At 65.2% G+C, this 10,177-nt stretch carries 13 protein-coding genes and 1 pseudogene; 7 read left to right on the top strand and 7 right to left on the bottom strand.

The features are described 5' to 3' along the window. The 3 genes from JHD80_RS25360 to JHD80_RS25365 all read right to left on the bottom strand — a co-directional run. On the bottom strand, positions 1 to 421 hold a 421-nt coding region (locus JHD80_RS25360), incomplete at its 3' end, for an NAD-dependent epimerase/dehydratase family protein (RefSeq protein ID WP_199093063.1). Between the two features lie 4 nt (positions 422 to 425). Then, positions 426 to 548 (bottom strand): hypothetical protein, encoded by a 123-nt coding sequence (locus tag JHD80_RS29160; RefSeq protein WP_282568441.1) that lies wholly within the window; start codon positions 546 to 548, stop codon positions 426 to 428. Positions 549 to 555: 7 nt separating this feature from the next. After that, on the bottom strand, positions 556 to 924 hold the full coding sequence (locus JHD80_RS25365; RefSeq protein ID WP_199093066.1) for a DMT family transporter: 369 nt from the start codon (positions 922 to 924) through the stop codon (positions 556 to 558). Positions 925 to 1,128: 204 nt separating this feature from the next. On the opposite strand from JHD80_RS25365, the gene JHD80_RS25370 reads away from it, so the two are divergent. The 4 genes from JHD80_RS25370 (at position 1,129) to JHD80_RS25385 (ending at position 5,652) form a co-directional block, all read left to right on the top strand. Next, positions 1,129 to 1,764, top strand: coding sequence for a hypothetical protein (locus tag JHD80_RS25370; RefSeq protein WP_199093068.1), 636 nt, complete (start codon positions 1,129 to 1,131; stop codon positions 1,762 to 1,764). 296 nt (positions 1,765 to 2,060) lie between these two features. Next, positions 2,061 to 2,999 (top strand): ABC transporter ATP-binding protein, encoded by a 939-nt coding sequence (locus JHD80_RS25375; protein ID WP_199093071.1) that lies wholly within the window; start codon positions 2,061 to 2,063, stop codon positions 2,997 to 2,999. Continuing rightward, positions 2,999 to 3,769: an ABC transporter permease gene (locus JHD80_RS25380; protein ID WP_199093073.1), complete on the top strand. Its 771-nt coding sequence runs from the start codon at positions 2,999 to 3,001 to the stop codon at positions 3,767 to 3,769. Before JHD80_RS25375 ends, JHD80_RS25380 begins: the two co-directional genes overlap by 1 nt. Before the next feature lie 260 nt (positions 3,770 to 4,029). Then, complete coding sequence (locus tag JHD80_RS25385) at positions 4,030 to 5,652, top strand: peptide chain release factor 3 (protein WP_199093076.1); 1,623 nt, start codon at positions 4,030 to 4,032, stop codon at positions 5,650 to 5,652. A 94-nt stretch (positions 5,653 to 5,746) separates the two neighbouring features. Here JHD80_RS25385 and JHD80_RS25390 read toward each other — a convergent pair whose 3' ends face one another. Both JHD80_RS25390 and JHD80_RS25395 read right to left on the bottom strand, forming a co-directional pair. Beyond that, positions 5,747 to 7,042: an aminotransferase class V-fold PLP-dependent enzyme gene (locus tag JHD80_RS25390; RefSeq protein ID WP_199093078.1), complete on the bottom strand. Its 1,296-nt coding sequence runs from the start codon at positions 7,040 to 7,042 to the stop codon at positions 5,747 to 5,749. A gap of 83 nt (positions 7,043 to 7,125) precedes the next feature. Continuing rightward, positions 7,126 to 7,602 carry an Lrp/AsnC ligand binding domain-containing protein gene (locus JHD80_RS25395; protein ID WP_199093082.1) on the bottom strand — a complete coding sequence of 159 codons (477 nt, stop codon included), beginning with the start codon at positions 7,600 to 7,602 and terminating at the stop codon, positions 7,126 to 7,128. A gap of 178 nt (positions 7,603 to 7,780) precedes the next feature. Between JHD80_RS25395 and JHD80_RS25400 the strand changes: the two genes are divergently transcribed. The 3 genes from JHD80_RS25400 (at position 7,781) to JHD80_RS25410 (ending at position 9,604) form a co-directional block, all read left to right on the top strand. Next, positions 7,781 to 8,302 (top strand): cysteine dioxygenase, encoded by a 522-nt coding sequence (locus JHD80_RS25400; RefSeq protein ID WP_199093084.1) that lies wholly within the window; start codon positions 7,781 to 7,783, stop codon positions 8,300 to 8,302. Positions 8,303 to 8,379: 77 nt separating this feature from the next. Then, a complete protein-coding gene (locus JHD80_RS25405) occupies positions 8,380 to 8,970 on the top strand; it encodes a glycoside hydrolase family 19 protein (RefSeq protein WP_199093087.1) in 591 nt (196 codons plus the stop codon). A gap of 124 nt (positions 8,971 to 9,094) precedes the next feature. Further along, a complete protein-coding gene (locus tag JHD80_RS25410) occupies positions 9,095 to 9,604 on the top strand; it encodes a TspO/MBR family protein (protein WP_199093090.1) in 510 nt (169 codons plus the stop codon). Here the strand turns inward: JHD80_RS25410 and JHD80_RS25415 are convergent. Both JHD80_RS25415 and JHD80_RS25420 read right to left on the bottom strand, forming a co-directional pair. Next, positions 9,601 to 9,975 carry a response regulator gene (locus JHD80_RS25415; protein ID WP_199093092.1) on the bottom strand — a complete coding sequence of 125 codons (375 nt, stop codon included), beginning with the start codon at positions 9,973 to 9,975 and terminating at the stop codon, positions 9,601 to 9,603. The genes JHD80_RS25410 and JHD80_RS25415 overlap by 4 nt on opposite strands. A 9-nt stretch (positions 9,976 to 9,984) precedes the next feature. Continuing rightward, a pseudogene (locus JHD80_RS25420) lies at positions 9,985 to 10,177 on the bottom strand (hypoxanthine phosphoribosyltransferase); the annotation flags it as partial.

Raw genomic sequence — 10,177 nt, forward strand, 5'->3', positions numbered from 1 at the left:
CGTATTCGCCGAGCGGATGGGCCGGATGCGTCTCGTCCTGCGGCACCGTCACCGAATGGCCGTAGATCATGTCGGTGGTGAAATGGACGAGCCGGTTGGCGCCGTTCTTCTCCATCCAGGCCAGGATGTTCTGCGTGCCGTGATAGTTCACCGGCCAGAAGAAGTCGTGCCGCTCGGCCCGCGTCACGATCGGCGAGAGCATCTTGGCCGAGAGATTGTAGACGAGGTCCTCGGGCGAGAGCGGGATCGCATCCACGCTCTCCGCCTTGGTCACGTCGACGGTCAGGAACGGCACCGTCGCATAATGCGCGTGGCCGCTCTGGTGGATATCCGCGACCAGCACCTCTTCGCCCATGGCGACGAGATCGGCCGCCAGATGCGAGCCGACGAAACCGTCGCCGCCGATGATGATGTGCTTCATCGCCTTAGCCTCGGGGGTCGGCGGGCAAGCGCGGGCGATTGCGAACCGGAATCGGGATCGGCTGCGGGACGGCCGGCGGCTCGAGCAGGGCGCCGAGGCGCAGGAACAGGCGTACGATCAGGTCCATGTTTCCCTCAGCTTTGTGCGATGAAGATGGTGCCAAGCACGATGAATCCGATGCCGGCGATCCGCATCGCGCCCAGATCCTCGTGGAAGACGAAATAGGCGTAAGCCGCGACCACGACATAGGCGAGGCTCAGGAACGGGTAGGCGTAGCTGATCTGCACCTTGGAGAGCACGATCAGATGCGAGGCCATGCTGATCACGAAAGTGCACAGGCCCGCGAAGACGAAGGGGTTGAAGACGACGCGGAAGACCGTGGCGACGAGCCCGTCGCCGGCGATGTTCAGCGAGCCGACCCCGGTCATGCCGCGCTTCAGCATCAGTTGCGCCGCGGCATTGGTCAGCACCGTGAACAGGATCAAGGGAAGATAGGCGTTCATCGTGGCGCTTGCCGGCTCCGCATGGCTTCGTCGCCATCGGAATGCAGCCGAAAATACTTCAAATGCCTTAGGGGCCGGCGCCGACTTGCTTCTAGCGTTAAGGCTCTGCTGACGGGATCACGGAAAATCGCCGGTGATTGTCCTGCCAACAACGGGCCGGCACCCGGCTAGGATCGTCGGCGATCCCTGCAGCGGATGCCGATCATGCCCCTTCCCAACCGCGTCAGACCCGATGGTACGCTTTTCGCCGATCCGGCGCGCGGCACCTTCTACGGCAATCGCGGCGGCCGTTTTCATGACCCCACGAGCCATGAAATCCCAACGCGTATCCAGGCGACGCGGCAATGGCTCTGCTGCGTCCTTTCCTTCAAGGGGCGCAAGCGCAAGGTCTGGGGCCGCGGCTATACCGAGCTGTTCTTCTGCGACGAGGTGACGGCGCTCGCCGCCGGGCACCGCCCCTGCATGGAATGCCGGCGCCCCGATGCGCTTGCCTATCGCGCGGCGCTGGTCCGCGGTCTCGGCCTTCCCGAGACGCCGCTCTTCCCCGAGATCGACCGCATTCTCGATGCCGATCGCCTGGACGGCCGCACCAAGCGTACGCACCGGCTACCGGCAGAGCGATTGCCCGACGGCGCGATGCTGCTTTCCGATGATGGCAGGGATTTTCTCGCGTTGCGCGGGGCATCCGCCTTGCTCTGGTCGCCCGGCGGTTATGTCGCCCGGCGCGCGCGTCCGACGGGGACTGTCACCGTGCTGACCCCGCCTGCCACGCTGGCGGCGCTGGCGCACGGCTATCGCCCGCAATGGCACGCGACCGCTGGGGCTTTCGGCGGAATCTGACGTTGAGCCGGCAGGAACTTTCCCCCGGCCGCGAGCGTTGCCGCAGCATCATCGTTCCAACGGGGGCTGAAAAATGCGTTCGATCATTCTGTGGCTTGTGGGCGTTCCGATCCCGATCATCATCCTGTTGTGGTTCTTCATGAGGTAGACTGCAGTTGCGTCGTGTAAGAAAGGCCGGGCCCTGCGCCCGGCCTTTTCGTTTCGCAGCCCTTCCCGCCATAAACTGACAGGCGATCATGCTTTCCCCGCATGACCACGCCATCGCAACCACGCAACGGCTCCCCTATATGCCGCCCATGTCAGACACGTCCTCGCCGATCATCTCGGTCTCCGGCCTCTCGAAGACCTACGCTTCCGGCTTCAGCGCCCTGAAATCGGTCGACCTCGCCATCAGGCGCGGCGAGATCTTCGCCCTGCTCGGCCCCAACGGCGCCGGCAAGACGACGCTGATCAGCATCATCTGCGGCCTGGTCCGGCCGAGCACCGGCACCGTCACGGCCGATGGCCACGACATCCTCCGCGACTACCGCGCCGCCCGCTCGGCGATCGGCCTCGTGCCGCAGGAACTGACCACCGACGCCTTCGAGACGGTCTGGTCAACCGTCAATTTCAGCCGCGGCCTGTTCGGCAAACCGCGCGACCCCGCCCTGATCGAGCGCATCCTCAAGGACCTCTCGCTCTGGGAGAAGAAGGACAGCCAGATCCGCATGCTCTCGGGCGGCATGAAGCGGCGCGTCATGATCGCCAAGGCGCTCTCGCACGAGCCCCGCATCCTCTTCCTCGACGAGCCCACGGCCGGCGTCGATGTCGAGCTTCGGCAGGACATGTGGCGGATGGTGCGCCGGCTACGCGACGACGGCGTTACCATTATCCTGACTACGCATTATATCGAGGAGGCCGAGGAGATGGCCGACCGCGTCGGCGTCATCTCCAAGGGCGAGATCATCCTGGTCGAGGAAAAGGCCGAGCTGATGCGCAAGCTCGGCAAGAAGCAGCTTTCCCTGCAGCTCCAGCAGCCGATCGCGGCCATCCCCGAGCCCTTAGCGAGCTTCGACCTCAAGCTCTCGGCGGCCGGCGACGAGATCGTCTACATCTATGACACGCAAGGAGAGCGCACCGGCATCACCACCTTGCTGCAAGGGTTGGCCGAAGCCGGCATCCGCTTCAGGGACCTCAGTACCAGCCAGAGCTCGCTCGAGGACATCTTCGTGAGCCTCGTCAGGGAGCGCCGTTGATGACCGGTCTCAACCTCCACGCCATCGCCGCGATCTACCGCTTCGAGATGAACCGGACCTGGCGCACGCCGCTCCAGAGCATCGTCTCGCCCGTACTCTCGACCTCGCTGTATTTCATCGTCTTCGGCGGCGCGATCGGATCGCGCATGCAGTCGGTCGAGGGCGTGCCCTATGGTGCCTTCATCGTGCCCGGCCTGATCATGCTCTCGCTGCTGACGCAGAGCATCGCCAACGCCTCCTTCGCGATCTATTTCCCGAAATTCACCGGCACGATCTACGAGCTGCTCTCCGCCCCCGTCGCCTGGTGGGAGGCGGTGATCGCCTATGTCGGCGCCGCCGCGTCGAAATCGATCCTGCTCGGCCTGATCATCCTGGCGACGGCCGCCTTCTTCGTGCCGCTGCGGATCGAGCATCCCGTGATGATGATGCTCTTCCTGGTGCTGACGGCGACGACCTTCAGCCTGTTCGGCTTCATCATCGGCATCTGGGCGGATGGGTTCGAGAAATTGCAGGTCATTCCCCTGCTGATCGTGACGCCGCTCGCCTTCCTCGGCGGCTCCTTCTATTCGATCTCGATGCTGCCGCCCTTCTGGCAGACGGTGACGCTGTTCAATCCCGTGGTCTACCTGATCAGCGGCTTCCGCTGGAGCTTCTACGGGCTCGCCGATGTCAGCCTGGGGGTGAGCCTCGGCATGACGCTGATCTTCCTCGCCGCCTGCATCGCGGTCGTCGGCTGGATCTTCAAGACGGGTTACCGGCTGAAGAACTGACTTGGCAGTCAGGATTTCGACGGGAGCCACGCCGTCATTCCGGGGCTTCGCGCAGCGAAGAGCCCGGAACCCAGAACCGATTCCGCTGCTGGGAAAGCTCGGCCAGGTCACCGCTTGAATTCACAAAGGGCATCGGTTCCGGGCTCGGGCCTGCGGCCCGCCCCGGAATGACGGCTTGGTTCCGCGTAAGATAGGCGGGCTCGGGCGATCGGAACGGACAACCAATTGACTTCCGCCCCCCTTCCGTCTTCATGCGCGCCATGACCGATCTTTCGACCCTTGAAGCGTCTGCGGCCTCCGCCGCGCCGCATGCGCGCCGGCGCACCTTCGCCATCATCTCGCACCCGGACGCGGGCAAGACGACGCTGACCGAGAAGCTGCTCTATTTCGGCGGCGCCATTCAGCTCGCCGGCGAAGTGCGCGCCAAGCAGGGTCGCCGCCAGACCTCCTCGGACTGGATGAAGATCGAGCGCCAGCGCGGCATCTCGGTCGTCACCTCGGTGATGACCTTCGAGTACGGCGGGCACGTCTTCAACCTGCTCGATACGCCGGGCCACGAGGACTTCTCGGAAGACACCTACCGCACGCTGACCGCCGTCGACGCCGCCGTCATGGTGATCGACGCCGCCAAGGGCATCGAGGACCGCACCAAGAAGCTGTTCGAGGTCTGCCGCCTCCGCGACATCCCGATCGTCACCTTCATCAACAAGGTCGACCGCGAGACGCGCGACCCCTTCGACCTGATCAACGAGATCGAGACGACGCTGGCGCTCGACGTCGCGCCGATGACCTGGCCGGTCGGTCGCGGCCGCGAATTCGTCGGCACCTACGATCTCAAGGCCAACACTTTCCGCCGCAACCAGAAAGGCGACGAGCGCGCCGAGGACCGCCAGGTCTCCGGCTGGGACGATCCGCTCTTCGACGAGCTGCTGCCGAATGGCGCCGCCGAGACCTGGCGCGAGGAGGTCTTCCTCGCAGCCGAAGGTCTGAAGCCCTTCGACCTACAGGCTTTCCGCGAGGGCCATCTGACGCCGCTCTATTTCGGCGCGGCGCTCCGCGACTACGGCGTGCGCGACCTGATCGACGCGCTCGGTGCCTATGCGCCGAGCCCGCGCGCGCAAGCTTCTGACAAGCGCCCGATCGAGGCGGACGAGCCGAAGATGACCGGCTTCGTCTTCAAGATCCAGGCGAACATGGATCCGAACCACCGCGACCGCATCGCCTTCATGCGCATCTGCTCGGGCAAGCTGTCGCGCGGCATGAAGGCTAAGCTCGTCCGCACCGGCAAGCCGATGCCGCTCAACGCGCCGCAATTCTTCTTCGCCCGCGATCGCTCGATCGCGGAAGAAGCCTTTGCCGGCGACATCGTCGGCCTGCCGAACCACGGCACGCTGCGCATCGGCGACACGCTGACCGAGGGCGAGGACATCGTCTTCAAGGGTGTGCCGAGCTTCGCCCCGGAAATCCTGCGCCGCGTCAAGCTCAAGGACGCGATGAAGGCCAAGAAGCTGCGCGAGGCGCTGCAGCAGATGGCCGAGGAAGGCGTCGTCCAGCTCTTCCTGCCGCATGACGGCGCGCCGGCCATCGTCGGCGTCGTCGGCGCCCTCCAGCTCGACGTGCTCAAGGAGCGGATGGACGCGGAATATTCGCTGCCCGTCGATTTCGAGCCCTGCCAGTTCTCGATCGCGCGCTGGGTCTCCTCGGAGGACAAGGTCGCGCTGGCCAAGTTCGTCGGCCACAAGCCCTCGGCCATGGCCGATGATCTCGACGGCGACCCGGTCTTCATGGCCTCCAGCCAGTTCACGCTGAAATACGATGCCGAGCGCGCGCCCGACATCACCTTCTCGGACGTGAAGGACTACCAGAAGGTCACGAAGGCCTGAGCCCCACCTGCGTCATGCTCGGGCTTGACCCGAGCATCTCTGGCGAGAGATTTCCGGATCAGCGCTCCGCGCCTCCCGGGAATGACGTTCAGAATCAGCCCGCCCGATTGCCGGACACGACCGCCAGCGCCGCGACGAACCTGTCGAGGTCGGCTTCCATGATGTAGGGCGCCGGCGAGATGCGGATCGTGTTGCCCTTGGCGACGCCGCCGCGGCGCACCGTCATGACCTTGTGCTTGTCGCGCAGCTCCGCGACGATCGCGTTGACATCCGCGGGCGAGCGCTTGCCGGCCAGCGCGAATGAGGTGATCCCGGCGACCATGCTCGGATCGTCCGGCGTCTGGATCTCGACGCCCTTGAGCTCGCGCGCCTTGGCGACCCAATAGTTGCGCAGGTGGCGATAGCGCGCCTCCTTGGCTTCCGGGCCGATTTCGCGATGCAGGGCGAGCGCCGTCGGAACGGTAAGCTGCGCCGCGAAATTCGTCGTGCCGGTGTGCAGGCGGGAGCGGATGTCGTCGGCCTTGAAATCCTCGTCGGCCATGTAGGGATCGATATCGGCGAGGCGCTCTTGGGCGATGTAGATCATGCCGACGCCGAGCGGGGCTCCGATCCACTTGTGCAGGTTGAAGCCGATGAAATCGACGCCGAGATCCCTGGCCTTGAAGGCGACCTGCCCCCAGCTATGGGCGGCATCGAGGATGACGTCGGCGCCGCGCGCCTTCGCCATGGCCGCGATCTCCTTCACCGGCATCATCAGGCCGGTGCGATGGCTGATATGTGTCAGCAGGAGGAGCTTGGTCTTCGGATTGGCCTTCAGGGCGGCGTCATAGGCATCGAGCACGGCCTGCCGCGTCGCGGGCTCCGGGATGTCGAACTTTGCCACCTCGACGCCGCGCCGGTCCTTGAGCCAGTTCATCGCGTATTGCATCGAATCGTAGTCGAGATCGGCATAGAGCACGGTGTCTCCGGCTTTAAGCTTGTTGTAGCCGGAGATCAGCGCCTGGAGCGCCTCGGTCGCGCCGCGCGACAGCGCGATCTCCTCGCGGGCGACGCCGAGAAATTCTGCGAGCGGCGCGCGGACATTGTCGAGATCCGCCCCGATCTTGGTCCGGGCATAGACCGTGTTCTCGAAATTCACGAAATCAGTCAGGCGCTTGTATTCCGCCTTCACCGGCTCGGCCATGATGCCCCAATAGCCGTTCTCGAGGTTCACCATGTCGGGCGTGACGCTGTAGAGACCGCGGACGGCTTGCCAGTAACCCGCATCCGCGCCGAGATTGGCCGTCGGCAGTGACGGCAACGAGCGGGCCAGAGCCGGCGCCGCTAGCGCAGCCGTACCCAGCCCGAGAAGCAGTGCACGGCGGTTGGTCTGCAGAGCCGGGCTCGACATGGTCTTGATCTCCTGAGGTTTCGCGCGCAGCGCTAGCCTCGGCCCGTCTCAATGATATGACAGGGCCCGGGTCGATCGACGGCTCAGATGCTCTCGGCGAAACCCAGCGGGATCGCCGAGGTCGATTTCAGCTCCTCCATCGCAAACATCGAGGTCACGTCGCTGAGGTCGATCCGCGAGATCAGCTTTTTGTAGAGCGCGTCATACGCGGCGATATCGGCGACATAGGCCTTGAGCAGGTAGTCGATCTCGCCGCTCATCCGGTAGAAATCGACGATCTCGGGCAGGTCGTGCACGGCCTGATGGAAGCGCTCCAGCCACTCCATCGAGTGGCGCGCCGTCTTGACCGCGATGAAGACGGTGACGCCGGCCTTGAGCTTGTCGCGGTCGAGCAGCGCCACGCGCCGCTTGATATAGCCGCCCTCCTCCAGCTTCTGCACCCGCCGCCAGCAGGGCGAGGACGACAGCCCCACCGCCTCGGCAAGTTCGGCGAGCGGCAGGCTCGCATCCTCCTGCAAGCGCGCCAGAATGCGCAGGTCGAAAGCATCGAGCTTGGCCACGGCACCTCGCCAAATCCAGAATCAGCTACCTACCACGAGAAGGAAGCGGAGAATTATTTCCACATATCATCCCATATCGGGTACATGATTCCAATTGGGGATAAAAATTCTCCAACTCTGCAAACTGCTGCCCGCCAGCGGCGCCTATCCTTCTCGAAGTGATCCAGAGGGGAATGGCATGCAGGGTTTTCTGAGCGAGGAGCGGCGCGGGGCCGTGTTGCGCAACCTGCGGACCGATGCGGGCACCATGACGCGCGACTATCTGAGCGCCGCCCGCGAGGTGCTGCAGGAGCTCGTCGCCATGCCGGACCTGATCCAGCGCCTGCCGCTGGAGCGCAAGGCCGGCTGCTACAGCCGCAACCTCCTCGCCGGCGACGAGAATGTCAGCGTCTGGGCGATCGTCTGGGGCGAGGGCTCTGCGACCTCGATCCACGACCACCATTGTTCCTGCTGCTTCGGCGTCGTCTCCGGGACGGTCACCGAGACCTGGTACCGCGCCATCGACGCCAGCCGCGCCGTCCAGACCGAGGAGCAGGAGCGCCAGCCCGGCTATGTCGCCTGCATGCTGCCCTCGGGCCCGAACATCCACCGCATGCGCAATTTCGGGCCGGGCGAGGCGATCTCGATCCATATCTACGGCTTCGACCACGAGGTCCACGCCTCCTCGATCGAGACCGAATACACCGCCGTCAGCGGCTGACCCCTCTCGGCCGGGCAATCTTATCCCCGGCACCCGCGACAAGGCGATGATGCCCTCCTTCTCGGGAGGGCATTTTTATGTCGATGCGCGCCATCGGAACCTGGATCGGTCTCGGCCCATCCGCCGAACCGGCCCTGGCGGTCACGCGCGAGCGCCTGCTACGCCTCGCGCCCTCGGCCAATGCGGCGATCGTCGCCGGCATTGCCGAGCGCTTCGATGCGCTCGCCGGCGAGCACGCGGTCGCGACGCGGTTGCGCATCTGCCATTTCCTGGCGCAGGCCGCCCACGAGACCGACGGCTTCCGCACGCTCGAGGAATATGGCGGGCCAGCCTATTTCATCCGCTATGAAGGCCGGCGCGATCTCGGCAACACACAGCCCGGCGACGGCATCCGCTATCACGGCCGCGGCATCTTCCAGTTGACCGGCCGGGCGAATTACCGGCGCCTCAGTCAGTTGCTCGGCATCGACCTCGAAACCGAGCCCGAGCGCGCGAAGGAGCCCGAGACATCGCTCCGCATCGCCTTCGCCTACTGGGTCGAGCGCGCCATTAACCCAGCTGCCGATGCCGATGAGATCGAGCGCGTGACCAGGCTGATCAACGGCGGCCGCAACGGACTGGCGGAACGCGCGCGCTATCTGGCGAAAGCGAAACAGATCTGGCTGTAGCGCGCGTCAAGCGGCGCGATCGGAAAAGTTCCATGAAGGAGGGGAATGCCCGTTGGACCGAGCCGCATAGCCCAGGCAGGCGCAGCGTCTTGCTAGGCCTCCCCGCACGCCCCATCATCGAGTCATGACGACGCTGCCCCAAACCTCGCTCGATCACCGCCCGCCGCTCTGGGCGGCGCTTGCCATCGCGATCCTGCCGGTCGTGGCCGCCTCGGTCGCCGGCAGCGCCGTGACCGTGCCCCAGATCCCGGCCTGGTATGCCGGGCTCGTCAAGCCGCCCTTCAACCCGCCGAACTGGATTTTCGCGCCGGTCTGGACGGCGCTCTACGCGCTGATGGCGCTCGGCGTCTTCCGCATCCTGCGCCTGCCGGTCGGCATCCCCGGCCGCCGGCGCGCGCTGCTGGTCTACCACCTGCAGCTTCTGTTCAATATCGGCTGGTCCTTCGCCTTCTTCGGCGCCAACAGCCCGGTCGCCGGTCTCGCCGTCATTCTGCCGCTGCTCGTCCTGATCGTCGCGACGATCGCCGCGTTCCGCCCGCTGGACCGGCTGGCCTCGAACCTGTTCTGGCCCTATCTCGCCTGGGTCGCCTTCGCTACGCTGCTCAATGCCTCGATCTGGTGGCTCAACAGCTAGCCGATCGAGCGCTCGATCACCTTCAGCACGGTCGCGCGCAATTCCGCGATGGTGAAGGGCTTGGCCATCACCTCCGCGACGATCGATTCCAGGCTCTTGGCCCGCTCACGCTGCTCGGCATAGCCCGTCATCAGCATGATCGTCAGGTCGGGGAACTGCTGCTTGGCGGCCAGCGCCAGCGCGATCCCGTCCATCAGGGGCATGCGGATATCGGTCAGCAGCAGGTCGAAGCGGCCCTGCTCGGCTTCCAGGATATCGAGCGCCTCGGCCCCGTCGGACGCCATCAGGCAGCTATGTCCGTCGAGACCGAGGCCGCGTGCGACCAGCACGCGCAGCGGCTCCTCGTCATCGACGACCAGAATACGCGACATGGATGCTCCTCAGATACCGGGCAACCCGGCCTGATCATCGGTCTCGACCACGCCGACGAACGGCAGTTGCCGATAGGAATGGGCCACGTCCATGCCGTAGCCGACCACGAAATAGTCGGGGCATTCGAACCCGACATAATCCGCCTGGATGTTGACGGCCCGCTTGAGCGGCTTCTCCAGGAGCACCGCGGTCGAGACCTTG

Source organism: Allobosea sp. ASV33, from assembly GCF_016428755.1.
GTDB lineage: Bacteria > Pseudomonadota > Alphaproteobacteria > Rhizobiales > Beijerinckiaceae > Allobosea.

Coding starts and splice junctions, on each gene's coding strand:
- JHD80_RS29160 (WP_282568441.1), bottom strand. CDS start 548: ATGGACCTGATCGTACGCCTGTTCCTGCGCCTCGGCGCCCTGCTCGAG.
- JHD80_RS25365 (WP_199093066.1), bottom strand. CDS start 924: ATGAACGCCTATCTTCCCTTGATCCTGTTCACGGTGCTGACCAATGCC.
- JHD80_RS25370 (WP_199093068.1), top strand. CDS start 1,129: ATGCCCCTTCCCAACCGCGTCAGACCCGATGGTACGCTTTTCGCCGAT.
- JHD80_RS25375 (WP_199093071.1), top strand. CDS start 2,061: ATGTCAGACACGTCCTCGCCGATCATCTCGGTCTCCGGCCTCTCGAAG.
- JHD80_RS25380 (WP_199093073.1), top strand. CDS start 2,999: ATGACCGGTCTCAACCTCCACGCCATCGCCGCGATCTACCGCTTCGAG.
- JHD80_RS25385 (WP_199093076.1), top strand. CDS start 4,030: ATGACCGATCTTTCGACCCTTGAAGCGTCTGCGGCCTCCGCCGCGCCG.
- JHD80_RS25390 (WP_199093078.1), bottom strand. CDS start 7,042: ATGTCGAGCCCGGCTCTGCAGACCAACCGCCGTGCACTGCTTCTCGGG.
- JHD80_RS25400 (WP_199093084.1), top strand. CDS start 7,781: ATGCAGGGTTTTCTGAGCGAGGAGCGGCGCGGGGCCGTGTTGCGCAAC.
- JHD80_RS25405 (WP_199093087.1), top strand. CDS start 8,380: ATGTCGATGCGCGCCATCGGAACCTGGATCGGTCTCGGCCCATCCGCC.
- JHD80_RS25410 (WP_199093090.1), top strand. CDS start 9,095: ATGACGACGCTGCCCCAAACCTCGCTCGATCACCGCCCGCCGCTCTGG.
- JHD80_RS25415 (WP_199093092.1), bottom strand. CDS start 9,975: ATGTCGCGTATTCTGGTCGTCGATGACGAGGAGCCGCTGCGCGTGCTG.